The sequence below is a fragment of the Streptomyces sp. NPDC091416 genome (assembly GCF_044756845.1).
Taxonomy (GTDB): Bacteria; Actinomycetota; Actinomycetes; order Streptomycetales; family Streptomycetaceae; genus Streptomyces.
In genome coordinates this window covers 362,802-387,832 of the sequence record NZ_JBIVTU010000008.1, presented here as the reverse complement: position 1 = coordinate 387,832, position 25,031 = coordinate 362,802, and the positions used below count along the sequence as shown (strand labels likewise).

Annotated in this window: 28 protein-coding genes, 1 tRNA gene and 1 pseudogene; 18 read left to right on the top strand and 12 right to left on the bottom strand. The window is 70.3% G+C overall.

The features are described 5' to 3' along the window. The first annotated feature begins 56 nt into the window (after positions 1-56). Complete coding sequence (locus ACIQMX_RS25065) at positions 57-416, top strand: hypothetical protein (RefSeq protein WP_363070760.1); 360 nt, start codon at positions 57-59, stop codon at positions 414-416. A 9-nt stretch (positions 417-425) separates the two neighbouring features. Here the strand turns inward: ACIQMX_RS25065 and lnt are convergent, their stop codons facing one another. The 3 genes from lnt to ACIQMX_RS25050 form a co-directional block, all read right to left on the bottom strand. Then, on the bottom strand, positions 426-2,060 hold the full coding sequence (gene lnt, locus ACIQMX_RS25060) for an apolipoprotein N-acyltransferase (protein WP_402481243.1): 1,635 nt from the start codon (positions 2,058-2,060) through the stop codon (positions 426-428). A 121-nt stretch (positions 2,061-2,181) separates the two neighbouring features. After that, positions 2,182-2,691: a nuclear transport factor 2 family protein gene (locus ACIQMX_RS25055; RefSeq protein ID WP_402481240.1), complete on the bottom strand. Its 510-nt coding sequence runs from the start codon at positions 2,689-2,691 to the stop codon at positions 2,182-2,184. 111 nt (positions 2,692-2,802) lie between these two features. Next, positions 2,803-3,666 (bottom strand): universal stress protein, encoded by an 864-nt coding sequence (locus tag ACIQMX_RS25050; protein WP_363070766.1) that lies wholly within the window; start codon positions 3,664-3,666, stop codon positions 2,803-2,805. Between the two features lie 232 nt (positions 3,667-3,898). On the opposite strand from ACIQMX_RS25050, the gene ACIQMX_RS25045 reads away from it, so the two are divergent. The 3 genes from ACIQMX_RS25045 (at position 3,899) to ACIQMX_RS25035 (ending at position 5,344) form a co-directional block, all read left to right on the top strand. Then, positions 3,899-4,285, top strand: a complete 387-nt coding sequence (locus tag ACIQMX_RS25045) for a hypothetical protein (protein WP_363070768.1) — start codon at positions 3,899-3,901, stop codon at positions 4,283-4,285. 68 nt (positions 4,286-4,353) lie between these two features. Then, entirely contained in the window at positions 4,354-4,974 is a 621-nt protein-coding gene (locus ACIQMX_RS25040) for a flavin reductase family protein (RefSeq protein ID WP_402481236.1), read from the top strand. A gap of 211 nt (positions 4,975-5,185) precedes the next feature. Then, positions 5,186-5,344, top strand: coding sequence for a hypothetical protein (locus ACIQMX_RS25035; RefSeq protein WP_219567915.1), 159 nt, complete (start codon positions 5,186-5,188; stop codon positions 5,342-5,344). Positions 5,345-5,444: 100 nt separating this feature from the next. On the opposite strand, the gene ACIQMX_RS25030 is transcribed toward ACIQMX_RS25035, so the two are convergent. The 4 genes and pseudogenes from ACIQMX_RS25030 to ACIQMX_RS25015 all read right to left on the bottom strand — a co-directional run bounded on the left by ACIQMX_RS25030 (position 5,445) and on the right by ACIQMX_RS25015 (position 7,267). Then, positions 5,445-5,669: a hypothetical protein gene (locus ACIQMX_RS25030; protein WP_136326307.1), complete on the bottom strand. Its 225-nt coding sequence runs from the start codon at positions 5,667-5,669 to the stop codon at positions 5,445-5,447. A 107-nt stretch (positions 5,670-5,776) separates the two neighbouring features. Further along, positions 5,777-5,887: pseudogene (locus ACIQMX_RS25025) on the bottom strand (undecaprenyl-diphosphatase); the annotation flags it as partial. A gap of 179 nt (positions 5,888-6,066) precedes the next feature. Then, positions 6,067-6,852: a hypothetical protein gene (locus ACIQMX_RS25020; protein ID WP_402481232.1), complete on the bottom strand. Its 786-nt coding sequence runs from the start codon at positions 6,850-6,852 to the stop codon at positions 6,067-6,069. Positions 6,853-6,934: 82 nt separating this feature from the next. Then, a complete protein-coding gene (locus tag ACIQMX_RS25015; protein WP_363070775.1) occupies positions 6,935-7,267 on the bottom strand; it encodes a hypothetical protein in 333 nt (110 codons plus the stop codon). 914 nt (positions 7,268-8,181) lie between these two features. Between ACIQMX_RS25015 and ACIQMX_RS25010 the strand changes: the two genes are divergently transcribed. Continuing rightward, positions 8,182-8,340 (top strand): hypothetical protein, encoded by a 159-nt coding sequence (locus tag ACIQMX_RS25010; RefSeq protein WP_363070777.1) that lies wholly within the window; start codon positions 8,182-8,184, stop codon positions 8,338-8,340. 214 nt (positions 8,341-8,554) lie between these two features. Here ACIQMX_RS25010 and ACIQMX_RS25005 read toward each other — a convergent pair whose 3' ends face one another. After that, positions 8,555-8,773 carry a hypothetical protein gene (locus tag ACIQMX_RS25005; RefSeq protein WP_363070779.1) on the bottom strand — a complete coding sequence of 73 codons (219 nt, stop codon included), beginning with the start codon at positions 8,771-8,773 and terminating at the stop codon, positions 8,555-8,557. Between the two features lie 172 nt (positions 8,774-8,945). Here ACIQMX_RS25005 and ACIQMX_RS25000 point away from each other — a divergent pair, with 172 nt between their 5' ends. The 6 genes from ACIQMX_RS25000 to cutA all read left to right on the top strand — a co-directional run bounded on the left by ACIQMX_RS25000 (position 8,946) and on the right by cutA (position 11,840). Then, the gene (locus ACIQMX_RS25000) at positions 8,946-9,275 is read left to right on the top strand and encodes a helix-turn-helix transcriptional regulator (RefSeq protein ID WP_363070781.1); all 330 of its coding nucleotides are present in this window, start codon (positions 8,946-8,948) and stop codon (positions 9,273-9,275) included. Then, positions 9,272-9,898 carry a hypothetical protein gene (locus tag ACIQMX_RS24995; RefSeq protein WP_363070783.1) on the top strand — a complete coding sequence of 209 codons (627 nt, stop codon included), beginning with the start codon at positions 9,272-9,274 and terminating at the stop codon, positions 9,896-9,898. The genes ACIQMX_RS25000 and ACIQMX_RS24995 overlap by 4 nt, the downstream gene beginning before the upstream one ends. A 71-nt stretch (positions 9,899-9,969) precedes the next feature. Beyond that, positions 9,970-10,043: transfer RNA gene (locus tag ACIQMX_RS24990), tRNA-Gly, on the top strand. A gap of 236 nt (positions 10,044-10,279) precedes the next feature. Next, positions 10,280-11,011 carry a hypothetical protein gene (locus tag ACIQMX_RS24985; protein WP_402481227.1) on the top strand — a complete coding sequence of 244 codons (732 nt, stop codon included), beginning with the start codon at positions 10,280-10,282 and terminating at the stop codon, positions 11,009-11,011. Then, positions 11,008-11,502: a hypothetical protein gene (locus tag ACIQMX_RS24980; protein WP_402481224.1), complete on the top strand. Its 495-nt coding sequence runs from the start codon at positions 11,008-11,010 to the stop codon at positions 11,500-11,502. The genes ACIQMX_RS24985 and ACIQMX_RS24980 overlap by 4 nt, the downstream gene beginning before the upstream one ends. A 14-nt stretch (positions 11,503-11,516) precedes the next feature. Continuing rightward, positions 11,517-11,840, top strand: coding sequence for a divalent-cation tolerance protein CutA (cutA, locus tag ACIQMX_RS24975; RefSeq protein ID WP_363070789.1), 324 nt, complete (start codon positions 11,517-11,519; stop codon positions 11,838-11,840). On the opposite strand, the gene ACIQMX_RS24970 is transcribed toward cutA, so the two are convergent. Beyond that, positions 11,837-13,150: an XRE family transcriptional regulator gene (locus ACIQMX_RS24970; RefSeq protein WP_402481222.1), complete on the bottom strand. Its 1,314-nt coding sequence runs from the start codon at positions 13,148-13,150 to the stop codon at positions 11,837-11,839. The two genes, cutA and ACIQMX_RS24970, sit on opposite strands and share 4 nt — an antisense overlap. A 256-nt stretch (positions 13,151-13,406) precedes the next feature. Between ACIQMX_RS24970 and ACIQMX_RS24965 the strand changes: the two genes are divergently transcribed. From ACIQMX_RS24965 to ACIQMX_RS24950, 4 genes are all read left to right on the top strand, one after another. Beyond that, a complete protein-coding gene (locus tag ACIQMX_RS24965; RefSeq protein ID WP_402481219.1) occupies positions 13,407-13,970 on the top strand; it encodes a hypothetical protein in 564 nt (187 codons plus the stop codon). A gap of 897 nt (positions 13,971-14,867) precedes the next feature. Beyond that, positions 14,868-16,073, top strand: coding sequence for a phosphotransferase (locus ACIQMX_RS24960; RefSeq protein ID WP_402481216.1), 1,206 nt, complete (start codon positions 14,868-14,870; stop codon positions 16,071-16,073). Then, on the top strand, positions 16,070-16,975 hold the full coding sequence (locus ACIQMX_RS24955; protein ID WP_402481215.1) for an NAD(P)-binding domain-containing protein: 906 nt from the start codon (positions 16,070-16,072) through the stop codon (positions 16,973-16,975). The genes ACIQMX_RS24960 and ACIQMX_RS24955 overlap by 4 nt, the downstream gene beginning before the upstream one ends. Then, a complete protein-coding gene (locus ACIQMX_RS24950) occupies positions 16,972-18,105 on the top strand; it encodes a hypothetical protein (RefSeq protein WP_402481212.1) in 1,134 nt (377 codons plus the stop codon). Before ACIQMX_RS24955 ends, ACIQMX_RS24950 begins: the two co-directional genes overlap by 4 nt. A gap of 643 nt (positions 18,106-18,748) precedes the next feature. Here ACIQMX_RS24950 and ACIQMX_RS24945 read toward each other — a convergent pair. Then, on the bottom strand, positions 18,749-19,621 hold the full coding sequence (locus ACIQMX_RS24945; RefSeq protein ID WP_363070801.1) for an undecaprenyl-diphosphate phosphatase: 873 nt from the start codon (positions 19,619-19,621) through the stop codon (positions 18,749-18,751). Between the two features lie 181 nt (positions 19,622-19,802). Further along, positions 19,803-20,531 (bottom strand): TVP38/TMEM64 family protein, encoded by a 729-nt coding sequence (locus tag ACIQMX_RS24940; protein WP_363070803.1) that lies wholly within the window; start codon positions 20,529-20,531, stop codon positions 19,803-19,805. Between the two features lie 49 nt (positions 20,532-20,580). Between ACIQMX_RS24940 and ACIQMX_RS24935 the strand changes: the two genes are divergently transcribed. The 3 genes from ACIQMX_RS24935 (at position 20,581) to ACIQMX_RS24925 (ending at position 23,756) form a co-directional block, all read left to right on the top strand. Continuing rightward, positions 20,581-21,318: a DNA alkylation repair protein gene (locus ACIQMX_RS24935; RefSeq protein WP_402481209.1), complete on the top strand. Its 738-nt coding sequence runs from the start codon at positions 20,581-20,583 to the stop codon at positions 21,316-21,318. A gap of 303 nt (positions 21,319-21,621) precedes the next feature. After that, entirely contained in the window at positions 21,622-22,791 is a 1,170-nt protein-coding gene (gene tuf / locus ACIQMX_RS24930) for an elongation factor Tu (RefSeq protein ID WP_363070807.1), read from the top strand. Positions 22,792-22,910: 119 nt separating this feature from the next. Further along, positions 22,911-23,756, top strand: coding sequence for a spermidine synthase (locus ACIQMX_RS24925; RefSeq protein ID WP_402481207.1), 846 nt, complete (start codon positions 22,911-22,913; stop codon positions 23,754-23,756). On the opposite strand, the gene ACIQMX_RS24920 is transcribed toward ACIQMX_RS24925, so the two are convergent. Continuing rightward, positions 23,718-25,025: an MFS transporter gene (locus ACIQMX_RS24920; RefSeq protein WP_363070811.1), complete on the bottom strand. Its 1,308-nt coding sequence runs from the start codon at positions 25,023-25,025 to the stop codon at positions 23,718-23,720. The two genes, ACIQMX_RS24925 and ACIQMX_RS24920, sit on opposite strands and share 39 nt — an antisense overlap. Positions 25,026-25,031: the final 6 nt, after the last annotated feature.

Here is a 25,031-nt window from a genome sequence, read left to right as displayed (position 1 = left end):
GCAACGGCTCCGATGCAGGCTGGACGGACGCACCGTCGGCCCGTGGAGGTGACCTCGTGAAGTCCCACCGCGAGCCGGAGGGCTGGGGCGCGCTCCAGCCGCCTCCGGGCTACTACTCGGCGGACGGGCGCCCGCCCGACGCCGCACAGCGTGCGCTGATCCTCGACTGGGCGGTCAACCAGCGGATCGCGAGCGGCTGGCGGGTGGAGTCCCGCTCCGAGACCCAGGTCGTCATGGTCCGCGGCAGGCCGCCCAACCATGTGCTGCACGCCGTGCTCACCGCCCTCACCTGTTTCCTCTGGGGCGCGGTGTGGCTGGTCCTGGGCGTGACCGGCAAGGTCGAACGGGTCGCGCTCACCGTGGACGCCATGGGCGACATCGTCACGGTGCACGGACCGGGCCGCGCCACCGTCTGACGCCCGGGCTCACTGAGGCGCCGATTCCGCCGGGGTCTCCGCGGCCGTGCGCACGGAGCCCTCCGGCGCCGGGCCGGCCGCTCCCACCCGCTCCGCCGCCTGCCCCCGCCGGCGCACCGTCCGCAGGCCCTCGAAGGCACAGAAGGCGACCAGCACTCCCAGCGCGCCGTACAGCGGCCAGTCGCCCAGCCGGACGTACAGCGTCGTGCCCCGGGCCAGCGGCACGCCGTAGACCGCCGCACCGCTCGTGCCCGTACCGAGCGGAGACCCGACGCGCTGCCCCTGAGGGCCGTACACCGCACTCACACCCGTCAGCGTGGCATGCACCATCGGACGGCCGTTCTCGGCGGCCCGCAGCGCCCCCAGCGAGGCGTGCTGGCCCGGCGCCCAGCCGTGCTGGAAGGACGACGTGGACGACTGGGCGATCAGGAGCCGGGCGCCGTCACGGGTCAGCTGCCGGCTCATGTCGGGGAAGGCGGACTCGAAGCAGACCAGCGGACCGAAGCGCAGACCGGCCGTGCCGGGCAGCGTCATCGTCACCGGGCCCGTGCCGCGCAGCCGGTCCTCGCCCGCGGCCCTGCCCATCGACGTCGCCCAGCCGAGCGCCGAGCGGGCCGGGATGTACTCCCCGAAGGGAACCAGGCGCATCTTGTCGTAGCGGTCGCCGGTCAGCCCCCGCGGACCCACCAGCACAGCGCTCTTGAAGATTCCGGTGCGCCCCGACGCGTCGGTCTGTCTGGCATCCACGTTCACCAGCACATCCGCTCCCACCAGGCGCGACAGCGCGGCGATCCTGGCAGCGACGTCGGGCCGCCGCACCGGATCGACGCCGACACTGCTCTCACCCCACACGACCAGGTCGAGGTCCCGGCCCGCCAGCGAGCGTGTCAGCTCCTCGCTGCGCGCGAACCGGCGCTGCACGCTGCCCGGCCCCTCGACGACACCGGGCTGCACGACGGCGATCCGAGCCGTCCCGGACGGTTCCGGCCGTGGCGCCCACACCCACACCGCACCCACGGCCACGGCGCCCGCCACGAGCATGCCGACGGCCGCCGCACGGGCGGCGGGGGCCGTGAGCAGCAGGGCGAGCGCCGTGTTCACCGCGACCACCAGCAGGCTCACCAGCCAGACCCCGCCCACCGACGCCAGCCGGAGCGCCGGAGGCACCTGCCACTGACTGGCCCCGAGGAGGCCCCAGGGACCGCCGAGCCCTTCCCAGGACCGGACCGTCTCGATCATCAGCCAGCCGCACGGCACCACGACCACGGCCGCCACGACGCGCGCACCGGACACCGGACCGCGCAGGAGCCGGGAGATGAGCAGCCCCCACGGGGCCCACAGCAGGCCCAGCAGGGCCGCCAGCACCACGATGAACACATGCAGGCTCGGCATCAGCCAGTGGTGGACGGCCAGCATGTAGCCCGCCCCGCCCAGCCACCCGTCGAGCGCCGCTCTGCGCCCCGTACCGGCCGACCGGATCAGCAGCAGCAACGGGACCAGCGCGACGTACGCCAGCCACCACAGTCCCGGTGCGGGAAAGGCGAGTGCGGGCAGCGCACCGGCCAGGAGCGCGGCGCCACCGCGCCACAGGGGCGAGCCGAGTACCCGTTCGCGCCGCACGCGCCCCACGATCCCGCTCGGCATACCGTGCCTCCTCGGCCTGCCAAGGGGCAGGCAGTATCCGGAATCCGTTCCCCCGCCGTGCCCCCAGTGTGGGGCAGCGGAGGCGGGCCGGGGCGGTTCACCAGGCGGTTCGCCCCGTGGATCATCCGGTGGCGAGGGAGCCCGACAGGTCCCGCCACTTCTCGTGGACCGTCACGCCCCGGATCCGCCAGCCGCCCTCGGTACGCAGCAGCTCGAAGGCGTAGCGACCGCCGGAGACGAAGTTCGGAGAGGTCGGACGGTCCGCGGGGCCGGTGTCCGGGCCCGGGGTCTCCTGCGGCCCGCTCACGAGCCGCATCGGGTTCATGTAGTCGGCCTGCAGCCGGGCACGGTCGCCCGGATAGCCGCCGAGGTCCTGAAGCGTCAGGCGCCGGTTGACGATCAGGTGCTGCCGTACGGGAAAGAGCAGCATGGTTTCACGGAGCCACTCCGCGACCTCGGCGGCCGGACCCTCGATCCCGCCCGCGGTGCGGTAGTCGGCGCGGCCGTCCGCGGTGAACAGGGCCCGGTAGTCCGTCCACGCACCGTCGTCGACCGCCACGGCGTAGCCGGTGATCACTGCATCGATGGAGAGCCGGTCCATCACGGTCGAGAGATCCACGCGCTGCGTCATCGGGTCAGTGTGGGCCCATGGGCGCCAGGGGCCAAGGGCCGTGCACCCACGGCTGTCCCGAACGGCGGGATCAGGCCTCCCGGCAGCTCGGCGGCGGCGCCGCGCAGCGGATCAGCAGGGCACCACGGCCACCGGACCCAGCGCGTGCGTGAGCGTGGTCTGAGCGACCGGCGAGAGCCCGAGCCCGAGGGACTCGCCGCCCTTGCGCCGGCCGATCACCGTCAGGGCAGCGGTCGCCGACGCGGTGACCAGGGTGCGCGACGCGGAGCCGTGGACGGGCTCCTTCACGACCTCGACCTGCGGATACCTTTCGCGCCGGCCCGCTGTCAGCTCGGCCAGCGACCGCTCCGCCGAGTCGGCCGCCGCCTCCCGGTCGAAGACGGGACCGCCGGAGAGCATCGACGAGAACATCGTCCAGCCGTGCACGATCCGCAGCCGTGCGCCGGGCCGGGCCGCCGCCGTCTCGAAGGCGAACTCCAGCACCGCGTCACTGCTCTCGTCCGCGGCCACCCCCGCGACGATGTCCAGGAAGACCTCCTGGGCGCTCCCGTCCGCTTCCTCGTGCCGTCCGCCGTTGACGACGACCACGGGGCACTTGGCCATCGCGGCGGTCGCCAGGCTGTTGGAACCCAGCATCAGGGAACGGAATCCGCCCAGTCCGCGGGAGCCGACCACCACCAACGACGCGTCGCGGCTGAGCGAGACCAGCGCCGCCGAGGGGAAGTCGAGCGGTGCGAGCGTCGTGGGGCGCAGCCCGGGAGCGACCCGGTTCACGCGCTGCACGGACCGGGCGAGCAGTTCCTCCGCTTCGCGCTGCTGCGCCTCCTGGCCGGTACGCCGGGTCAGGAGCCGGACGTGCACGATCATCAGGGGCAGCCCCCGCCCGGACGCCTCACGGGCCGCCCAGTCCAGCGCGTCGCCGCTGTGTGCGGACCCGTCGACGGCGGCGATCACGGGAAGCTCGGTTCCGGTCATGCGTGCCTCCTGAGTGCGGTGGTGCGTGCGCCTGTCCCGCGCACGCCCGCGTGGCGCCCGCAGGGCCCCCGGCCCGTTCCGCGGGACCCGGGCGGCCTGCCTCGTACGCTACGGCCGGTCGGCGCCCGTCGCAGGGGAGGCACGACGGGCCCGGTGGCCGCCGGACCGGCACGACGTACGGCGGACGCCGGTTGTCCTCGTCGGCCGGTCCGCCTGCGCCTATGCTCGCGGGATGGAGCAGAGCGAAGTCGTGAAACGTGTGATCGGCATCCTCACCGAAGCGGGCGAGATGCGCCGCCTCTTGGAGGAGGACCCGGGCCGTGACGACCCCAGCGCCGATTCGACCGTGGTGACCGCCCTCCTCAACGAGACGATGCCACGGATCGCGATCCCCGAGGACGCCACGATCGAGGACGTGGTGGCGCTGGTCGGCCGGGAGGTCGGCGGGGCGGTGGAGCAACTCGTCGGGGCGTTCACCCTGGCGTTCGCGATGCTGGCGCAGGTGCACGACTCGGGGCAGACGGACGTGTCGTCCGCCGATGTGCTCCAGGACCTGGCCCTCAGGGCCGAGCAGTTCGGTTCCGAGGGGCCCGGAGGCCCGGGGGACACGGAGGTGTAGGCGGGCGGGAGACCGGGAAGCGCGAAGGCGCGGAAGAGCCGGCCGCCGTACTCGGCATACTCGGCGTCATGCGTATCGACTTCGATCCCGCCGCCGGCGACACCGGCACGTTCTACCGGCTGCTCACCGCCGTGGTCGTTCCCCGGCCCATCGCGTGGATCTCCACGATCACCCCGGACGGCGAGACGGCCAATCTGGCGCCCCACTCCTTCTTCACGATCGCGTGCGTCAGCCCGCCCGTCGTGCAGTTCACCTCGGTCGGGCGCAAGGACACCCTGCGCAACATCGAGGCGACGGGTTCCTTCGTCGTGAACTTCGCCCCGGAACACCTCTTCGAGCAGATCAACGCCACCGCGACCGACTTTCCGCGCGGCATCAGCGAGTTCGAGGCCGTGGGCGTCGAGCGGGAGCCGAGCTTGCGGGTGAAGCCGCCCCGGGTGGCGGAAGCACCGGTCGCCCTGGAGTGCCGGCTGCACAGCACGGTCCTGCTCGGCGACTCCACCGTCGTGTTCGGGCGGGTGGTGCACGCCGCGGTCGACGAGGGCGTCATGACGGACGGGCATCCGGAAGTCACCGCGCTCCGCCCGCTGACCCGGCTGGGCAAGGACGAATGGGGCACCTTCGGAGGCGTACGGGAGATCTCCCGCATCCCGTACACCCGCTGGCAGGAGGACCGCGACGCCCGCTGAAGCGGCTGTGCAGGCGAATGGCGGACGGACCGGGCGACGGTGGCGACGACGGGGCCGGGGACAACGGATACTCTCAGCAGGCCTCGTCGGATACCGGTGCCCTGGTGGGTGTGGGGCCGGGACGGTGCCACACCCCGTCGCCGCCGCGTTCCGAGGACCGGACGGCGTCCCGGGGCCCTCACAAGCAACTGCGAAGCAACAGGAGACCCCGATGGCTGATACCCCGCCCCGCCAGGTTCAGCGGCGCTCGGACGAGAGCGCGGCGGGCTCGGTGTCCGAGGCCCCGGGCCGTACCGAGGCCGTACCGACACCGCGCTACCAGGGGCTGTTCGTCGAACCCGATCTTCCGCCCTTCGCCGAGACCGAGTGACACCACCCGCGTCGAGGCCCGCGCTGCCCCCGTACCCGCTCCGGCGGGGCGGGGGCAGCCCGACATCCGGGCCCGCCCCTCGTGGTCGCGGACGCGGCCCTCAGGCCGCCGCGAAGTCGTGGGCGGCGGCGCCCTGCCACTCGACGAGCGACGGGGTGTCCAGGGCCCGTGCGGGATCCGCCATTCCGGCGTCGGCGAGGAACACGATGACATCGTGATCGCTGTGCGCGAGCCCGAGCCGCTCCTCGCGGCCGGCGATGTGCACGGTGACGAGCCGGGCACCTGAGGGTGTCGGCCGGTGGATGACAATCGGGGGAGTAGCCATACCTCCAGCGTGGCCCCGGGCGACCGAGCCCGCATCCGAACCGGATGCGGGCATGATCGTCAGGGTCCGGCGTCCGGCTCCGTCCCCGCGGGCCGTCCGGCAGCCGGTCAGCCCGCGGACTCGCCCGCGTGCGGGCTCAGGGACCCCGCGCCGACCAGGATGAACAGCACGATGCGGTAGATCACGAACGGCATGAAGCTCTTGGTCGTGATGAACTCATGAACCACTCTGTCGGTCGAGCTCATGAGCGGCTTTGACCTGCTTTTTTCCACCAACCCTGAAGATCGAATGGGAGACGAGTGGGAGACGGGAGCGCGAGGCCTTCTCCCGAGCGGGCCATGAACCCGAGCCACCGCTTGTTGCAGCGTGTTTGCGATTTGCTGTTCCATTGGCAGCGTCACGTGCGAGTAGAGGCCCTCGACCCCCGCGACTTCGTGGCCCATGCGGGTTTCAACGGCGATCCGGCTGCGGCCGTCTTCGTCCAACCATTCTTTGCCGCCGTGCCGGAGGAGGTACAGCCGCTTGCCGGCATACGAGGTCGCTGGCACCTTGGGCAGGGGCGTCGGGAAGCGGCCGTCTGGGGTTGGCTCAGGCGAACCCGGCTGAACTGTTCGTTGGCCGATCGCCCATCGGCGACGGGGCGCCAGTAGTGGTAGCTGAAGTTGGCGTTGGCCAGCAGCCCGCCGCTGATTGCAGGGAATAGGTAGTCGTGATCGTGTGTGTCGAGGAGTGCTGCGTGTAGCTCTGCTAGGAACTGCGGGAGTACGAGATTGCGGTGGGAGTCGTACTTGGGCGGGAAGAGTTTCACCGGTCCCTTGCCGAACTCGCGTTGGAACTGCCACTCAACACGGAGTGCGGGCAGGTCGACTGGCCCGTATCGCTCTATGCCTTCCTTGCGTCGGCCTGTATCCGGACCTGAGGCTGGCCAGTTGGGATGACAGAACTCCTGGCGAAGTGCGTACAGCTCAGCCGGGCGCATGCACGTAAACGGCATGGTCAGGAAGAAGACGTAGCCAGGAAGGCCCCAGAACGCGAGAGCGTTGAGCGCGAGCTGGTGCACCTCCTCGATGAGCATGTCCCGCTTCTTCTCCCTGGGCGTCTTCTTGTAATTACCGCGCCGGGATTTCTTCTTGACTGGGGAATCGCTCCTCAAGCCGTCGTCGACAGCATCGTCCATCACCATGCTGAAGACGAGGAGGATCTCCTTAGCGTAGGACTCACCTACGTTAGGCAAACGTGCGAGCTGGAGGGTCCACGTGCGGTGATCAGATGCTTTGATCTCGCCAACGGTGTGCGCACCCCAGTAGGGGGACAATGTGGTTGCGTAGGATCTGGTAGATCTGTCGCCACCGCAGGTGGCCCACGTCCTGGGTCTGGAGCCACTTCGGGCAGTAAGCGGACATGAGAACGTTGCCGTCGCGCCTGCTGATGTACCTGATATTACGGACGTCCGATTCGCGGTCGAGGCCATGGTTGTAGGCGACTCCCTCATCGGTAAATCCGCCTTGGCTGTCGTACTCGGGTTTGCCGTTTGGCTTGATCCGGCCAGTCTTCCAACGGACCCGGCAGAAACTGCCGCGCCATTCGGTGTAGGGCATGAGGCTCTCCATACGTGCGAGGAAGGGGCATCTGGTCACGGGGCCCTACCTGATGCATGTCCGTAGTGGGTCAGTGCGCGTGCTCGGGAATGAGACAGATAGGAAGCCCGCCGAGATGGAGCTCGATGAGGTGGGAGCACGCGCCGGGTGAGGGGGAAGTCGCAGAGGTCGAGGCGGCCGGCCCCTCAGCGGGTGGAACGTTGGCGCCGCTGTGGGCAGGCGTGGGCGGCGACGCGGAGGCTGGCGGCGTGGGTCCGGTCTGAGCCGAGGGGAACGCAGATGGCTACGGCGAATGAGGGTGCGAGGACAGTGCCCGTTCAGGTTGGGATCCCGCGTGCGCGAGAGGCGACGAGGCCGACGCCCTGGACCACGTCCGCGAGGAGCTGGCCGTCTGGCAGGTCTGCCCGCAGTCCCCGGGAGCCCCGGCCGCCGAGGACCAGCAGCCCAACGACGAGGGCCAGGCGCCGGACGCCCCGTAGCCGCCACCCGCCCGAAGAGGGGTCGAGGCCACACGGCCTCGGCCCCTTCCTCGCGTCCAGCGACTTCCGCGAGCCCAGCTTTCCTGCTTTTGGTTGACCCGCCCCGGGGGCGGGTGTTCACTCGCCCCTATGGGCTTTTGGGTCGTGATTGGCTTAGTTGCGGTGGTGTGGTGGCTTGCTGCCCGTGATCCGAAGAAGGGGTCGAGGGGAGGGTCTGGGTCCGACGCCGGCATTTACAGCGAGTACGACGAGCTGTGGCCGCGGCGGGACGATTAGAGCCTCACGAGGCGCGTAGCCGGCCGGTCCCGCAGCACGCCAAGTCCGGATGGGGCCGTCGAGTATCCGCCACGTCGGCACCGGGCTACCGGTGCGAACCTGGTTGACCGCCGACGCCTGGTCGGCCGTGAAGGAATCCGCGCTGCGCGTCCATCCCGCATGCGCGGCCGTGGTGCGCGCCTGTCGTGCGAGACGGCCCCCCTGGACCACGTTCGCGAAGGGCTGGCCGTCTGGGTGGTCTGCTCGCAGTCCCCGGGCGCCCCGGCTGTCGAGGACGCCCAGCCCGAGGACGACGACCAGGCGCCCGCCGCCGAGTAGCCTCCGGCAGCCCTGTGGGGCCGCGACCACCATCCGGTCGCGGCCCCACAGGCGCTCCGGAGCCCCAGCCGACCACCTGCCACGGCTCCACACGGCTGCCTAAGCCACTCCTGGCCCCCAGCTCCCACCCCTCAAGCGGCGGCAACGAGGCGGACACAGACCCAGTCGCGCAACGACAGCCGCTCGATTCACCACCTCTCCCCCCGGCAAGTCGTTACGAGAGGCCGTGCACCGCCTTGATGAGCAGGATGATCGCGCCCGCCAGCGCGATGAGCAGCGTCAGCGTCCCCGCGAACGCCTTGGCGCCCCGGCGGCACCGGTCCGACCAGTGAGGGGCCGCGGGGTCGGGGAGTGCGGCAGCGATGCCGCCGACTATGACCGCGATGAGCAGCCCGACACCGCAGAGCAAAGCCACGATGGCCCAATCGATCACGACGCACCCGATCTTCGGCGGGGGTCGGTCGCCTCCCTGACGACTCGCCAGCCCGCCGTGCGGCATAGTCTTACTCTATATAGGGGGCTGTGTCTATCTCAACATAGGGTCAGTCCATCTCGATACAGGGTGGGTCTATCTCGATATAGCTATGTCGCGGTACGCTATGGGTATGGGTGAGCCGAGAATGACGATGGCGACGAAGGCCGTGCTGAGCGCGCTGATCGCGAAGCCGGCCGACGAGCACTACGGGCTTGAGATCAGCGACGCCGCAGGCCTCGCGCCCGGATCCATCTATCCGATCCTGATTCGGCTGGAGCAATGCGGGTGGCTGGAGAGCCGCTGGGAAGACATCGATACTCACGAGGAAGGGCGCCCTAAGCGCCGCTATTACAGGCTCAGTCAGAAGGGTGCCCAGTCCGCGACTGCAGCCCTGGCCAAGGCGAGCGGCCGGAAGCGCCGCGGGGCTGCCGCGCTTCGCCCCGAAGGTCGTGTGGCGTGAGCGGCGTTTCGGAGGCGGCGGCCATTGTCACCGCCGCGGCGACGCTAGTCCCGGCGGTCACCGAGTTGCTCCGCCGCGGCAGGGGAAGGTCGCATCGATCGTCCGAGCCGCTCCCCGGTGAATCGGTGAGTGGGAAGTCGGGTGTGACCCTGTACGGAGTGGTCAACGCGGGCGAGTCGAGGGTGAACCTCGTGGACGTCGCAGACGACCCTGAAATGTTGCTCCTCTGGGAGCTCGCGGACAAGTTCGCGGACTTGAACGGTCGCTCGCCCACTGCCCCGGAGTTGCTGGCCGTCTTCAAGGGCGAGTACGGGCCACCCGTCGAGGGCTTCCATGTAACCGTCGAAGTGGTGGTGAGGGCCCGCATGATGCGGGATCGCGTGAGCGCGAGTGCCGAGCCCACACCCGATCGCTCGACAAGGGTTGCCCAGCGCAAACTGGGCCTCGCGCTCTACTTTCTGCCGGCGAAGGAGCGTGAGCACTACCGAATCGAGTGGGGTGCCGAGATGGACTCCATGAGCCCCGCCGTGGCCGCCCAGTTCGCCGCCAACGTGCTGCTCCGCGCCCCAATCTCCGGCGTCACCCTGCGGTTCGCGAGGCTCTTCGGTCGCCAAGCGGCCTGATCCATCACACTGAGTGCGTATAGAGTGCGGTGCGTGAGCGATTGCTAGGGCTTGCCTGCAATCGTCCACACGCGCCGGTAGTGCAAACGCAGCACACCCGCCTTCCGGGCGGGAGGTCCTGGTTCAAATCCAGGCCGGCGCTCCACCCGAAGCCCTCGACCGGTACCCGCCCGGGTCGAGGGCTTCGTCGTACCGCCCTGGCCTGCACCGATGTCCCAAGGGCGGGGCCTGCCCGTCGGCTCCCATCGCCGCCCATCTCGGCAGGTCTCCCAAGGAGCGGCCCATGTTTCACGGCTCGACTCCCGCGCCCCTCCGGTCGATCACTACGAGCACGCCGGCACGTGGCCTGAGTCCGACATCTACGTCGGCTGCTCCGGGAACATGACCATCGAGCGGGTGCTGCACGAGAAGTTCGGCAGCTCACGGCCGGTGCACGGCAACGACATCCAGGCGTACTCGTGCGCTCTCGGCTGGTACCTCGCCGGTGACCCCCTGGAGTTCACCCTGCGCGAGGACTTCGAAGAGGAGCTGGGCTGGCTCCATCCATACCTGGAAGGCCGGGCGGACCTGATGGCCACGCTGATGCTCGGGACCCGGTTCCTCCAGTACGTCGGGAAGGAAGGCGTCTACTACCGGCGGATGCTGGCCGCGACCCAAGAGCAATGGCCGAGGATGCATGAGAAGACCGCGACGAAGCTGCGCGGCCTGGAGACCCGCCGCGGCTCGTTCTTCGCCGGCGGCGTCCGTGACTACCGCGACCAGGCTCCGGCCGACGCCCCCGTGGTCCTCTTCCCACCGTTCTACTCCGGGGACTGCACCAGCCAGTTCACACCGATCGACGCCGCCTTCGACTGGCCCGAGCCGACGTTCGGTGAACTGGACGAGGACGCCAAGGAACGGATCATCGAGCAGGTCCAGGACCGGCCCAACAGCGCGAAGTACGGGCGCGGGATCCCCGGCGTGCGCCTGCAGAAACGCACCGAGGCCACCCCGAAGGACTCGGGTGACGGGATCCACCGCTACCAGCTCCAGTACGGCGGCCCCCTCGGCTTCTACGACCTCGCCGGAGCCCTCGACCTGTGGAAGACCAAGCACGGTAAAGACATGCGATGAGCGACAGCGTCACCCCCCTGTTCCGGCCCCGCCTCGTCCGCCGAGACCCGCGGCTCCTCACCCGGCTGGAGGTGAACGCCCGCTTCATGCGGAAGGAGGAGTACGACCGGCAGGTGGAGAACGTCCGCCGCGACGGCTGCCTCACCTCGACCCCGCTGACCTACGCGGGCGGCGAGTACGACGAGGGCCGCGAGCTCGTCCTCTCCGGGAACCACCGCACGATGGCGTCGGTCGACGCCGACCTGGACGAGATCCGGTCGGCGACCGCGGTGAGTTCAACGTGCGTGTTGCAGTGGACTCGCCCGGAGCGAACGCCGGCGCCATCGACATCACGATCACCCGACACAGCGGTTGATCCGCCGAGTCGGGCCCTCCCGGCAAACGCAGGAAGCCACTCAGCCTTCGGCCCTTCCATCGGCAAGATCACGATCTACCGCTGGAGTACTAGCCCGGCACCGTCCAGACGCTCTACTGAGCGAGCGCTGCCCTGACTATTCTCCAGGCCATGACTGATTACGTGCAGGTCTCCACAGCAACCGAGACGAAAGCTCAGGCCGTTGAGCTTGCGGGGCTGGCGGTCCAGCAGCGCCTGGCGGCGGGGGCCCAGATCGTGGGGCCGGTGACCAGCGTGTTCTGGCACCTGGGGGAGTACGGCACCGGCGAGGAGTGGCAGTTGCTCCTGAAGACGACCCGGGACCGGTATCCGGCGCTGGAGGCGTACCTCGTGGAGAACCACCCGTGGGACAACCCTGAAGTGTGTGCTGTGCCCCTCGTTGCGGGTGCTGAGAAGTGCCTGACGTGGATCAGTGATTCTGTGGAGCAGTCCTAGCCGGCTGTGCGCTGCAGGAGTTCCCGGACAGGGCCGACGCCGGCGTGAGGACGCAGGCGGTCGAGCAACGGGAGGATTCGCTGTCGCGGCCGGATGGAGGCGACACCGGATGCGAGGTCGAGCGCGCTGCCGATGGCTTCGGCGGCCTGCTCGATCTCGCCCGCAGTGAGGTACGCGTCGGCCAGCCAGGAGAGATAGAGCGCCTTATCGCGGGCGTGATCGTCGGAGTACCCGCCGAGGGCCCTTGTGAGGACGGGGACTGCGCGCAGGGGGCGCCGCAGTTCTGTCCAGCAGCGGCCGGTCATGATGTCTAGCTCTGTGTGGTCGACCCACACCGACCAGTCAGGCTGAGGCTCGCCATCCTGCGGGTTCGCTAGAGACTCGCGCGCTGCGGCCAGCGCGGTCTCGGTGCCGGAAGGCTGGCCGTCCACGGCGCAGGCCCAGGCAAGCCGTTCGTAGAGCAGCGCGCGGACGCTTGACGGAGTGCGGGCGGTGATGGTCGCGCAGGAGTCCCGTGCGAACGTGACTGCGGTGCGCCGGTCGTCCGAGAGGGTGCCGTAGGCAAGGAACGCAAGAGAGTTGCCGTACAGGTCGGAGTCCTGTGCGTCGCGGGCATAGGTGCGGCTTTCCTCGTAGAGGGAGGTGGCGGCACGAGTGTGGCCTCCGTCGAAGGCGGCCCATCCAGCCTGCTGAGCCTGTTCGGCAAGGAGCGCTGTGAGCCGGCGGCGGGCGACGTCGGTGAACGAGCCCTGGCGCAGGATGCTCTTGGTGTACTGGACCTCGCCGAGGTATACGCGATAGGTGTCGCCTCCGCCGAGGACGTCGTCCAGGCGTCGGAGCCGGGCCGTACGTTTGCGTAGGCCATCGACGTAGGTGTCGGTGACGCGAGCGGGCGGTTCAGGTCGGTGGAGATCGGGCAGGGCGGCGGCCAGGCCGGTTGAGGTCGCTGCCTGGAGGATGGTGCGGCGGCGCAAGTTCGGTCCGTTCTCTGTGCGGGGCGACGTTCCAGCAGGAATGTCGCCCGCCTCCCACGGGCGGGGAGTGAGGCCGAGCATGTGCCCAGGGACGCGCAGAGCGTCCGCGATCTGCACGATCTTCTCGAAGGTCGTGATCCGCCCCTGGCCTCGCGCGAGAGTTCCGACTCGCTCCGCCTTGATGTCGCACTCGGCGGCGAATTTCGAGTAGCTGATCCCGGTCCGCTCGCGAGCGATCCGGAAGACAGTCCCAAAGTCGTGCTCGGCTAGGGCCCGTTGCACGGCCCCGTCGCTGAGAAGATCCCGCGGCAGGGCCGTAGGTGGCTGGTAGATCATGCGGCACTCTTCCTGCTCGCCTGAGTCTGCGCGGTGGCATTCCACGGTCTGTACCCATGATGGGTATACCCGAGGCCGGGAGGCCGGGCTTTCGTCGGAAGTCCACTCTGTACGCCGAGGCCCCGGGATAGGCGGTGGTGTCCGCGACCCGGGGCATGGACGACTGGTTAGGAGTCGCCATGATCGAGCGTACCCAACTTGCATTCAGCACAAGAGGATTCACGAGTAGTGGATGTGGGCTGTCCGAGGTAGTGCGATGAGCGACGCACGAGCTCCGATCCAGCCGAGTACGGGCGTGCTCGTGCATTCGCGGAAGGATCGCGAAAGGGCTGTGGGGCACTGGCTGCTCACCGCCGCACATGACATCGCCAAGGCCCGCGACGAGTGGGGGACGCGAGGTATTGCGCTGCTGCGCTGCGGCGGTGTCTTCACGGCCGTCCGCATCCCTGCCGACCTTGTGCAGGCCGCAGCTGGCACTCGGGAAGCTGGCCGCATCAGTACCTACCTGGGCGAAGCACTGAGCGGGCCGGTGTTCATCGACACGTCGTCCCAGCGGTACTACGCCCTCGTGCCGGCCAGCACGGCACGGCGGTGGGACAGGCGTGCGGTGCCAGGAGTCGAATGCCTCGGCTCTGGTGCCTACCTCGGAGTGCCGCGCCCGCAGCGGACCGATCCCGAGGAGGCACGTGCGTATTGGTGCGTGCCGATGGATGGCCCCGGAGATCGATGCAATCCGGTGGCGGTCCTCCAGGTCGTCACTTATGGCGCGCTCCAGCGGGAGCTTGCTGCCTGCCGGGCTGCTGAGGAGGACCACCAATGACTACCCCCGTAAAGGGGCCGTCCACTGGAGACGCCGAGTACAAAACGCTGCTCGGGCACACCTTGGTTTGTGCCCGTTGCCGTACTTCCGCTACGTGCCCGACACGGTTGCGCCTGAACCGCTCCTGGCAGGAAGCACGTCGAGGCCCGGCCTGTGCTGCCACCTGATCTTGGACACCTTGGCCTCGCCGACTGGCCATGGAACTCATGTGATTGAAACGACGGGCCGGCAGGCGGACCTGCCGGGCGGCGCGGAGGAATGGCGCTACGTACATGCGCGACCACGAGACCGTCTCCAGGACGACCAATCTGGTCGCGGACAGCCATCAGGGGTGCCTGTGCACTTTGGCCCAGCCCAGCTGCTTCGGGTTCCTCTTGTTCCTCGCCGTGTTGCTCGCAGCAAGCGGCGTTGCAGATCTCCTTTCATGACACCCGTCGGCCTGAGAAGCGCGGAGCCCCGATGAATGAGCGCGGTCACCAGGTCCTCTATGTGGTTGCCCTCGCGGCGCTACTGGGAGCCCTGTTCGTCGGCATCTCCCGCGGATAGCCAACCTGTGGAAAGGGAGTGGATCAGTGGTCGGTGCCGGCGCTGTGAAGCGGCCGACGTCCCGGTGCTGTGGCTCGGGCCCATCCAGAGCCCGGAGTACGGGGAAGCGCCCTTCTGCTGCTGTCTGCCATGCATCCGGCGGATGGAATCCCTGATCCACGCGCACCACCGGACCTGACTGCCACTTCGTGCACATCTACTGCTTTCGTCCCGTGCCGCGCGATCACCGATCACCCTCGGTGCGCGCCGTGCAGCGGACCAAGGCGGCTCTCGTTTCGCCGCCTGCCCATCACGCACCCCGAACGCGCGACGAGTACCCAGAGGAAGCGCGATCCCACAAGGAGGCGGCCGGTGACCCTCACTACGAGCGAGAAGACGGCGGTGGACGCAGCGCTGCTGCACGCCGCGAGCCAACAGATGATCACCCGGGCAGTTGAGGAGGCGTGGCCGGACAAGGATGTCGTCCTCGGCCCGCAGTGCCCGAGCGTCACGTCGTACGTCTGCCGGGTCACGGTTGACGGCGAGGAGGTGATCGCGAAGTACAGCTGGCTGGGGATGTCCCTGGTGTCGATCCTGCGAGGCGCCGGGGGGACATGGGAAGAGGTCCAGGAAGCGCAGCGTGCGTACGTCGAGAGCAGTGACCTGCTGACCGGACGCGAGGCGCGGAACCTGGACTTCCTTCGTAAGCTCGGGCGCCCTCGGGTGTGCGGGACTGCCGGGCTGCACCGCGGCGTCCTGCTCACGCGGATCGTTCCGGGCAGGCCGCTGGCCGACGAGCTGGCGTCCCGTCCGCGGGAGACGGGTGCGCTCCTCGGCGCGGTTCTCGGCGCTCTCGGCGAGCTGCACAGACCAGGCGGCGCGGAGTGCCTGCGTGAAGCGGCGCCGATCGGTGAGCGTTCCGTCGTCGGTGTGTTCCGCCGGAAGTTCAACGGCCTGAGCACGTCGGCATATCTGCGGTCGCTCGGCCAGGACTGTGGCCTCCAGGAGCACGAGCGCCAGGAGGTCATCGACCTGATGCGGACCGCAGTGCGGCGGCTGCTCCGGATGGCCGGTTCGATCTCGTCCAGCCAGGACGCCGTGGTGTTCGGGGATCTCAAGCCCGAGCATGTGTTTCTCGACGGCCCCAGCCTCACCTTCATCGACCCGGCCGTGCAGTGGGCCGCCGGGCCTGAGCCGGACATCGCGAAGCTCACCGGCCGGACGCTCCTCCTGGCCGTCGGGCACCCGGAGCCGAGGGCCGGGCGGGAGATCGTGCAGGGGGTCGCCTCCACGCTCGCGCGGCACATCGCGGGGTTGCCCGAGTACGAGCGGTCTGCACGTCTGCGTGAGGTCCTGGTCCTGTGGCTCATGGACACGGTGAGCATCTTGAGCACGTGCCTCAGCGCACCCCCAGGGCTCCCGCTGGCTCCCCATCAGCAGGCCCTCGTCGCGCAGGCCCGCACGGTCGCGGGCGTCGTGGACCGGGTGGGCGCCTTCCTCGTCGGGTCGATGGCCGGCTCCCGCCTCCTGGAAGCCGTCTTCTCCGAGGTCGAACACACCGCCGGGAGCCCGCGATGAACGGCCCGGTGGTGGGCGTCGTCGGGGCGGGTGCGGTCGGGCAGACCCTTGCCACCGGCCTCGTTGCCGCTGCACTGCCCGAGAGGCTGCTCGTCGTGGCACGCCGGGCCGGCCAGGTGCAGGGCTTGGCTGCTGACCTCCAGGACCTCGCGCTCACTGCCCGGTCCCGGTCGCGGGTAGAAGCCGGCGATGTCGCCGACCTCCACGGCTGCGACGCGGTCGTGATCGCCCTGCGGACCGACTTCAAGAACACGGCCGAGCGCGACATAAGGCGCGGTGGTGCGACCGCGAACGCGCCCGCTCTCGGTGAGCTGGCGCGGGAGCTGTGCGGGTACCGCGGTGCCGTCCTCGTCGTGACGAACCCGGTGGACCTGATGGCCCGCCGCTTCGCCGATGTGTCGGGCTGCACCCGAGTCTTCGGGATCGGCTCGAATCTCGACTCGGCCCGGTACCGGCTGCTGCTGGCCCGGTACGCCCAGGTGTCCCCCGAGCTCGTGCGCGGGCATGTGATCGGCGAGCACGGTGACCGCGCCGTCGTGTGTGCGTCGACAACCACCGTCGGCGGTCAGCCGATCGAAGTCCCGATGCGGACCGTCCTGGATGACCTCCAGCGCCGCCCGGCGCTGATCCGGAACGGGATCGGCCGTACTCGCTGTGGGCCCACCGGCGCCGTGCTCTCCGCGCTCCGCAAGGTCCTCGGCCTGGTCGACGGGGTCGAGGAGCTGTCCGTCCCGTACGGCGACGTCTACCTCGGGCTCCCGCTGCGCTTCACCGGAGGCATGGCCGCACCGTGCCTGCCTCCCCTCACCCGTTCCGAACGCCTGTGTCTGGATTCTGCGGCCAGCAGTCTCCGCGACGCCTACACCCATCTCCCCGCTCTTCCCGAGAGGATCACCGCATGATCAGCGCTACCCGACTCGAGGCCGCCACGGCGGCCGTCGCCGTACTCAGCAACCGGCCGGAGGTCACGGACTGGGCCCTGCGCTACTTCGGACCGTGGTGGAACGCCACGTCGGTGGATGGCGCCGGCGTGTGCGCCGAGGCCGTGGTGATCGCGGACGTCGACCCGGACGACTACGAGGTGACCACTCGTCTCGTCAACGACGGCCGGGACACGGAGACGGTCGACTACGCGAAGCACGAGCTGCTGGTGGCGCGGGACGGCGAGGACATCGTCGCGACGTCGCCGAGCGAGGGCATCGCGTACCGCAGCACACCGCCGTCAGGCCGACTGGTCCTTTCCGGTACCGACGTGGAGCCGCTCGCCCTGGCCGCCGCGCGCATCGCGCGGGAGGCCATCCGTGGGCAGCTCCTCCGCGACGGGTGGGCTGTGCTCCACTCGTCGGCCGTCGTGCGGCCGGATGACGGCGCCACGCTCCTCACGTTCGGCGACAAGGGCGCCGGGAAGACGACCACGGCCCTGCTGCTCGCCTCGCGCGGCTGGCAGCTCCTCGCCAACGACCGGGTCCTGGTCCGGCCGACCGGCGAGCGGGACGTCGAGGTCGTGCCGTGGCCGTCGGCCGCCGCGCTCGGCCTGGGCCTGCTGCACTCGCTCGGCTGGGACGTCACCGCGCGGGAGCACCTGCAGAAGGGAGGGAGCTTCCACCCGACTCAGCACGAGTCGGTGACCGAGGCGCTGCTGGCCGGTGACCACACGCCGCTGTGGGAGAACGTGAAGCGGGAATGGAAGGTCCAGGTGTTCCCGGACCAGTTCCCGGCGCTGTTCAGCGTGCCGCTGGCGACGGGTGGCCGGGCGGCCGGCCTCCTCTTCCCCCAGGTCGAGACCGACGCGGCGCCGGACGTCATCGTCGGCACCCGCACACTTGGTGAAGACGACTTCATGTCGGGTGCAACAGAGGACCGATACCCGGACGTCTTCGGGCAGGCGCAGGGCGTGGACGGAGGGGGCCTGGAGAGTGCGCGGGCCGAAGTCGCGGCGCGTCTCGCCGAGCTGCCGCACCGCGCGGTCCGGCTGAACCACGACGTCCCGGCAAGCTCCGCCGTGCTGTGCAAGGTCGTCGACGCGCTCTGAGCCCTGCTCAGTGCCCCGCCCCCAGCCCGCTCATGACTGCGGGCCGGGGGTGGGCTTGGTTTCGGACGCTCGGGCCTTTCGTGCGCATCGGCACAAACGGCCCGTGCGCTCACGGGCGCACCGATACGGGATGGAACGGGAACGGATGGGAACGGACGGGATGGAACGGGAACGGATGGGAACGGACGGGATGGAACGGGGAATGCAGCCCAGGTCAGGTAGGAATTGGCTGGTCAGAGGCTTGCGCGGGTCCGGTTCGAGTCCGGTTCCGAACTGTCAGTGAAGTGGCGGCGCTGCGCTCATGGAGAACGGGGCGGCGGTTTTTGCGCGGAGGAGGCTTCCTTGTCATCGCTGGCGAGCTCTGCGGCAACCGGTGTGGGCGACGGCAGGTCGCGATAGGCCCTCAAGGGGGACGCGTTGCGTTGGCGGAGCGACGGCCTGCCGGGCTGGGCCCACAGACCGCAGAGGAGGGCCCTGTGCGGGCCCTCCTCTGTTGCCATGACTTTGTTTGCATCTCGCTCGGTTGCGCTCCTCCTGGTCCTCCTGGCGGGAGGTGAGTGGGAGGAAAGTGGGAGATGCTCACGACGCGTAGATACGCGAAGGTGCCTGAAAGTGCTGGATGATGCTAGATATGGCTACTTGATCAGCCTGCGGACTCGCCCGCGTGCGGGCTCAGGGACCCCGCGCCGACCAGGATGAACAGCACGATGCCCAGAACGATGCGGTAGATCACGAACGGCATGAAGCTCTTGGTCGTGATGAACTTCATGAACCAGGCGATGACCGCGTATCCCACGCCGAACGCGATGAACGTCGCGAAGATCGTCGGGCCCCAGGACACGTGGCCCTCGCCCGCGTCCTTCAGCTCGAAGACACCGGAGGCGAGCACGGCCGGGATCGCGAGCAGGAACGAGTAACGTGCCGCCGCCTCACGGGTGTACCCCATGAGCAGACCGCCACTGATCGTCGCGCCCGACCGGGAGACGCCCGGGATGAGAGCCATCGCCTGGCAGAAGCCGAAGATCAGGCCGTCCTTGACGCCGAGCTCCTTGAGCGACTTGCGCTCCTTGACGGCCCGGTGCTTGCCGCCGGCTTCGTCGCGAGCGGCCAGCCGGTCGGCGACGCCGAGGACGATGCCCATCACGATCAGGGTGGTGGCGATCAGCCGAAGGTCGCGGAACGGACCCTCGATCTGGTCCTTGAACGTCACACCGAGCACGCCGATGGGGATCGAGCCGACGATGACCAGCCAGCCCATCTGCGCGTCGTGGTCGCCGCGCATCGAACGGTCCGTCAGCGACTTGAACCACGCCGAGACGATGCGGACGATGTCCTTGCGGAAGTAGATGAGGACTGCGGCCTCCGTGCCGATCTGGGTGATCGCGGTGAACGCCGCGCCAGGATCGTGCCAGCCGGCGAATGCCGCGGTGAGCCGCAGATGCGCGCTGGAGGAGATCGGCAGGAACTCGGTCAGTCCTTGAACGAGGCCGAGGACGAACGATTCGAACCAGCTCATGGGGCTTGGGCCATCCCGGAGTGATCATGCATCGGCCGACGGCGTCGAGCCGTCGGCGGCGTGCGGATTGCGGTCGTGTGATGACAGGGCCGCACCGGGCCCGGAGATCGTCAGTCGGTCGCGGGCAGCGTATCGCCCCCGGATGAACACGGCGACGACTACCCCCGCGCAGCCCTCCTCCTCACTGCGCCCGATCCACGCCGAGCCGGTGGCGCCGCCGCCAGGCGACGACGGCCCCGCCCGCGCCCGTCAGCACGATGAAGCCCATCGCGGCCAGGAAGGCCGGTGACGTGGGCGAGGCGGCCTCGCTCCCCGCCACGACGTACGCCGCCGTGTTCGGGATCGACCCGAGGCCCGTCGCCACGAGGAACGGCGGGTACCCCATGCGCGAGACGGCCGCGCAGTAGTTGGCCGCGGCGAACGGCACCCCGGGGAACAGCCGCAGCGCCAGCATCGAGCGGAAGCCGTGCCTGCTCAGCTGGCCGTCCGCCGCACGCATCCAGCGCCCGCGCAGCAGCGTACGCAGCGCCTCCTGGCCCAGGACCCGGCCGAGCATGAACGAGATGCCCGCGCCCAGCACCGTGCCCGCCAGGGCCGCCGCCAGCCCGGCCTGCGAGCCGAACAGTGCACCGGCGGCGAGGTTGAGCAGCGGTCTCGGGACGAAGGCCACCGTGCAGACGCCGTACGCGAGGCCGAAGAGCACGACCGCGGCGGCTCCGCCGCTCAGCTGGGCCGGCCAGCCCGAGGCCAGCAGCCGCTGGGGCTCCAGGAGCAGCATCGTCGACGCGGCGGCCAGCAGCACGGCCACGAGCAGGGAGAGCCGGGACCAGGGCGACAGCAGCACCCGCGTGCAGCGCACGGCGAGGCCACCGGCGGGCCGGGTGGCAGGAACGGGGACAGGGTCGAGCATTCGGGGAGAGTAACCGAATACCCGAGGTGATCGCCGTAATGTGACCGTGATGAGCCATGGAGCCGAACCGGCCGCGGAGCGCCCCGCACCGGCCCCCGCCCTGCCCCGCAGCGTTCTCGCCGACACGGTGCTGGAGCGGCTGACCGCGCTGTACCCCACGGCGGCCGACCCCGAACGCGCCCGGTCGGCTGCCGCGTACATGAAGCAGATCGCACCGTTCCTCGGCATTCCCACGCCCCGCCGCCGCGCCCTGTCCCGGACCGTCCTCGAAGGCACCCCGCGCCCCGAGGAGCCGGACTGCGCCGCGATCGCGCTGCGCTGCTGGGCGCTGCCCGAGCGCGAGTACCAGTACTTCGCCGTCGACTACCTGCGCCGTCACGTCGCACGCTGCTCGTCCGGATTCGTTCCGGTCCTGCGCCATCTGGTCACCACCGCGTCCTGGTGGGACACCGTCGACCTCCTGGCCGCCCATGTCGCCGGGCCGCTGGTGGCCGCCGACCCGGTACTGCGGCGGACCATGGACGAGTGGATCGAGGACGACGACCTCTGGACCATCCGCACCGCGCTGCTGCACCAGCTCCGCTTCAGGGAGGCCACCGACGCGCACCGGCTCTTCGGCTACTGCCTGCGCCGGGCGGACCATCCCGACTTCTTCATCCGCAAGGCGATCGGCTGGTGCCTGCGGGAGTACGCCAAGACGGACCCGCACGCCGTACGGGAGTTCGTCGGCGGTGCCCGGGACCGGCTGGCGCCGCTGTCCGTACGAGAGGCCACCAAGCACCTCTGAGGAGCACCGGGCCCAACCTCCGTACCGCCCGCAGAAATTCGCTCGACGGGCCGACAGCCGTCGGACATGATCGAGTCATGTTCCGGTACGCCTTCCTCGCAGCGCGGTCCGCAGTCGCGGACGCGCCGAAGGCTGCCGTGAGCCCCCTCGCAGCAGTTGACGCAGCAGCGTGCACCGCTGCCGCAGCGCCCTTCGGCGGCGCCCGAAGCTGACCCTCCCCCGACTGTCCGGCGGACCCCGCAAGGGGAGGGTCGGCCGGGCCCCGGGGTCCTCTCTCCAGCTTCGCATCCCAAGGAACTCACCATGCCCAAGACGGCATACGTGCGCACCAAGCCGCACCTCAACATCGGCACCATGGGCCACGTCGACCACGGCAAGACCACCCTGACCGCCGCCATCACGAAGGTCCTCAGCGACCGGGGCACCGGCACGTTCGTCCCGTTCGACCGCATCGACCGGGCGCCCGAGGAGGCGCAGCGCGGCATCACCATCAACATCGCGCACGTCGAGTACGAGACCGGCACCCGCCACTACGCGCACGTCGACATGCCCGGACACGCCGACTACATCAAGAACATGGTCACCGGCGCCGCCCAGCTCGACGGGGCGATCCTCGTCGTCTCCGCGCTGGACGGGATCATGCCGCAGACCGCCGAGCACGTGCTGCTCGCCCGCCAGGTGGGCGTCGACCACATCGTCGTCGCCCTCAACAAGGCGGACGCGGGGGACCCCGAGCTGACCGACCTGGTCGAGCTGGAGGTGCGTGAGCTGCTGTCCGCGCACGGGTACGGCGGCGACACCGTGCCCGTGGTGCGGGTGTCGGGCCTGCGGGCGCTGGAGGGCGACCCGCGCTGGACCGCGGCCGTCGAGGCGTTGCTCGACGCCGTCGACACCTACGTACCCATGCCGGTGCGCTACACCGACGCGCCGTTCCTGCTGCCGGTGGAGAACGTCCTGACCATCACCGGCCGGGGCACGGTCGTCACCGGCGCCGTGGAGCGCGGCACCGTGCGCGTCGGCGACCGGGTGTCCGTGCTCGGCGCGGACATCGAGACCGTCGTGACCGGTCTGGAGACCTTCGGCAAGCCGATGGAGTCCGCCGAGGCCGGCGACAACGTCGCGCTGCTCCTGCGCGGGGTCGAGCGCGACAGGGTGCGACGCGGGCACGTGGTGGCAGCTCCCGGCAGCGTGACACCGAGCAGGCGCTTCACCGCGCAGGTGTACGTCCTGTCGGGGCGCGAGGGCGGCCGCACCACTCCGGTCGCCACCGGCTACCGGCCGCAGTTCTACATCCGGACCGCCGATGTCGTCGGCGACGTGGACCTCGGGGCGGCGGCGGTCGCGCGTCCCGGCGAGACGGTCACCATGACCGTCGAACTCGGCCGCGACGTGCCACTGGAATCCGGTCTCGGCTTCGCCATCCGTGAGGGCGGCCGCACCGTCGGCGCGGGCACCGTCACCGGGGTGCTCTGAGCCGCGGGACCGCTCGGGTCCGTCTCCCGTATCCCGGGAGGCGGACCCGGGGCCGCCTCCCCAAGGGCTGTCCCGCCCTCAGGTCGGGAACAGCCCGGTCCACGCCTCACAATGGGGGAGTGAACGAGTCGATACCCGTCGTCCGCGACGTGGACCACGGCACCGCCAGGCTGCTTCCCGACGTGGACCGGGAGCGGGCCTGGCTGCTCACGGTCGACGGCGCACCCCAGTCGTACGTCGATCTGGACGCGCCGGAACACCTCGAGTTCGAGTACGCGCGCCGGCTGGCCCACGTCGTGGACTGCGCGGCCGGAGAGGGCGCGCCGCTGGATGTCCTGCACCTCGGCGGCGGCGCCCTCACCCTGCCCCGCTACGTCACTGCGACCCGGCCCGGCTCCCGTCAGGTCGTCGCCGAGGCGGACCGCGCGCTGCTCGGCCTGGTCGCGGAACACCTTCCGCTGCCCGGCCGCAGCGGAATCACGGTGCATGCCGCGGACGCCCGCAGGCAGCTGGAGGAGACGGCCCCCGGCTCGGTGGACCTGGTGATCGCGGACGTCTTCGGCGGCTCGCGGGTGCCGGCCCACCTGACGTCCGTGCCCTACGCCCGGGCTGCGGCACGCGCCCTGCGCGCGGACGGGATCTACGCGGCCAACCTGGCCGACGGAGCGCCGTTCGGCTTCATGCGCTCGCAGCTGGCGACCTTCGCGACCGTTTTCGGGGAGCTGGCCCTGATCGCCGAACCCGCCGTGCTGCGCGGGAGGCGCTTCGGCAATCTGGTCCTCGTCGCGTCGCAGGAACCCTTCGACACGGCCGCGCTCACCCGCCGTTGCGCAGCCGACGCGTTTCCGGCCCGCGTCGCGTACGGCGACGCGGTCGCCGCTTTCCTCAAGGGCGCCCGGCCGGTCGGCGACGACGAGGCGGTCGCCTCACCCGAGCCGCCCGACGGGGCTTTCAGCATCGGCTGACGCCGGCGGGACCTTGGCCAGTACCTCGGTGGACGTGGTCCGGCGGGTCAGATTGCGTACGTCCGGCACGAACAGCACCGCGCCGGTGACCAGGACGACCAGACCCGCACAGCCCCACAGCGCCTGACTGCGGCCGACCGCGGACTCCACCGGTCCGGCGAGCGCGGTGGCCAGCGGCACCATGGCGACCGAGCCGAACCAGTCGTAGGCGGCGACCCGGGACAGCTTCTCCTCCGGGATCTCCTGATGCATGGCCGTCATCCAGGAGACGCCGAACACCTCGATGGCCGCGCCGCTGACGAACATCACCAGGCAGAGGCCCTCCACCGGCAGCGGAACGGCGAGCCCCGCCGAGGGCAGGGCCAGCGGGAAGACGCAGAGCGTCCCGGCCAGCAGCAGCCGCCGCGGCTTCCACCGGACCATGAGCAGGCCCCCGGCCACGGTGCCGGCACCGAACGCGGCCAGCGCGAAGCCCCAGGGGCGGGCGCCCCCGAGCTCGTCCCGGGCGACCAGCGGCCCGTAGACCGCCTCCGCGGCCCCGACGGCGGCGACGACCACGGAGAACTGCGCGACGACGGACCAGAGCCAGGGGCGTCCGATGAACTCCTGCCAGCCGTCCCGCAGATCGGCGAGGAGGCCGCCGCCCGGTTCCCGGGCGGGGATGTGGCTGACGTCGAGGAAGGCGCGCAGTGCGCCCGCCAGGGCGAAGGCGGCGGCATCGACGGCCAGCACCCAGCCCGGGTCCATCGCGGCGATCATCGCCCCGCCGAGCGCCGCGCCGCCGATGGCCGCGCCCTGCATGGCCATCCTGAACAGGGCGAAGGCGCGGCTCGCCTGCTCACCGCTGACGCTGGACATCAGCATGCCCTCGGCCGCGGGACTGAAGAAGGCCTGGCCGGTTCCGCACAGAGCGGTCAGCAGCATCATCTGCCAGAGCTGCGGGTCACCGGCCAGCACCAGCCAGGCGAAGACGCCCTGGGAGAGACAGTTCAGGGTGTTGGCCGCGACCATCACACGGTGGCGCGGCAGCCGGTCGGCTATCGCCCCGCCGATCAGCAGGAAGAGGACCAGCGGCGCGGTCCTGGCGGCGGCCACCAGACCGACGTCCCCGCCGTCTCCGCCGGACTGCAGAACCGCGAACGCCGCCGCGATCAGCGCGCCATGGGTACCCAGGCCGGTGATGATCGCGGCGGCGGTCAGCAGCCGGTAGTTGCGGCCCGCCGGGGTGGGGCGGTCCGGGCGGGGTGCGGGGTGGGCTGCGTCAGTCACTCAGGG

Excerpts from the sequence above, each read along its gene's own strand:
- lnt (WP_402481243.1), bottom strand. The coding sequence starts at position 2,060 with ATGCCGAGCGGGATCGTGGGGCGCGTGCGGCGCGAACGGGTACTCGGC.
- ACIQMX_RS25055 (WP_402481240.1), bottom strand. The coding sequence starts at position 2,691 with ATGACGCAGCGCGTGGATCTCTCGACCGTGATGGACCGGCTCTCCATC.
- ACIQMX_RS25050 (WP_363070766.1), bottom strand. The coding sequence starts at position 3,666 with ATGACCGGAACCGAGCTTCCCGTGATCGCCGCCGTCGACGGGTCCGCA.
- ACIQMX_RS25045 (WP_363070768.1), top strand. The coding sequence starts at position 3,899 with ATGGAGCAGAGCGAAGTCGTGAAACGTGTGATCGGCATCCTCACCGAA.
- ACIQMX_RS25040 (WP_402481236.1), top strand. The coding sequence starts at position 4,354 with ATGCGTATCGACTTCGATCCCGCCGCCGGCGACACCGGCACGTTCTAC.
- ACIQMX_RS25035 (WP_219567915.1), top strand. The coding sequence starts at position 5,186 with ATGGCTGATACCCCGCCCCGCCAGGTTCAGCGGCGCTCGGACGAGAGC.
- ACIQMX_RS25030 (WP_136326307.1), bottom strand. The coding sequence starts at position 5,669 with ATGGCTACTCCCCCGATTGTCATCCACCGGCCGACACCCTCAGGTGCC.
- ACIQMX_RS25020 (WP_402481232.1), bottom strand. The coding sequence starts at position 6,852 with ATGGTGATGGACGATGCTGTCGACGACGGCTTGAGGAGCGATTCCCCA.
- ACIQMX_RS25015 (WP_363070775.1), bottom strand. The coding sequence starts at position 7,267 with ATGCCCTACACCGAATGGCGCGGCAGTTTCTGCCGGGTCCGTTGGAAG.
- ACIQMX_RS25010 (WP_363070777.1), top strand. The coding sequence starts at position 8,182 with ATGCGCGGCCGTGGTGCGCGCCTGTCGTGCGAGACGGCCCCCCTGGAC.
- ACIQMX_RS25000 (WP_363070781.1), top strand. The coding sequence starts at position 8,946 with ATGGGTGAGCCGAGAATGACGATGGCGACGAAGGCCGTGCTGAGCGCG.
- ACIQMX_RS24985 (WP_402481227.1), top strand. The coding sequence starts at position 10,280 with ATGACCATCGAGCGGGTGCTGCACGAGAAGTTCGGCAGCTCACGGCCG.
- ACIQMX_RS24980 (WP_402481224.1), top strand. The coding sequence starts at position 11,008 with ATGAGCGACAGCGTCACCCCCCTGTTCCGGCCCCGCCTCGTCCGCCGA.
- cutA (WP_363070789.1), top strand. The coding sequence starts at position 11,517 with ATGACTGATTACGTGCAGGTCTCCACAGCAACCGAGACGAAAGCTCAG.
- ACIQMX_RS24970 (WP_402481222.1), bottom strand. The coding sequence starts at position 13,150 with ATGATCTACCAGCCACCTACGGCCCTGCCGCGGGATCTTCTCAGCGAC.
- ACIQMX_RS24965 (WP_402481219.1), top strand. The coding sequence starts at position 13,407 with ATGAGCGACGCACGAGCTCCGATCCAGCCGAGTACGGGCGTGCTCGTG.
- ACIQMX_RS24955 (WP_402481215.1), top strand. The coding sequence starts at position 16,070 with ATGAACGGCCCGGTGGTGGGCGTCGTCGGGGCGGGTGCGGTCGGGCAG.
- ACIQMX_RS24950 (WP_402481212.1), top strand. The coding sequence starts at position 16,972 with ATGATCAGCGCTACCCGACTCGAGGCCGCCACGGCGGCCGTCGCCGTA.
- ACIQMX_RS24945 (WP_363070801.1), bottom strand. The coding sequence starts at position 19,621 with ATGAGCTGGTTCGAATCGTTCGTCCTCGGCCTCGTTCAAGGACTGACC.
- ACIQMX_RS24940 (WP_363070803.1), bottom strand. The coding sequence starts at position 20,531 with ATGCTCGACCCTGTCCCCGTTCCTGCCACCCGGCCCGCCGGTGGCCTC.
- ACIQMX_RS24935 (WP_402481209.1), top strand. The coding sequence starts at position 20,581 with ATGAGCCATGGAGCCGAACCGGCCGCGGAGCGCCCCGCACCGGCCCCC.
- tuf (WP_363070807.1), top strand. The coding sequence starts at position 21,622 with ATGCCCAAGACGGCATACGTGCGCACCAAGCCGCACCTCAACATCGGC.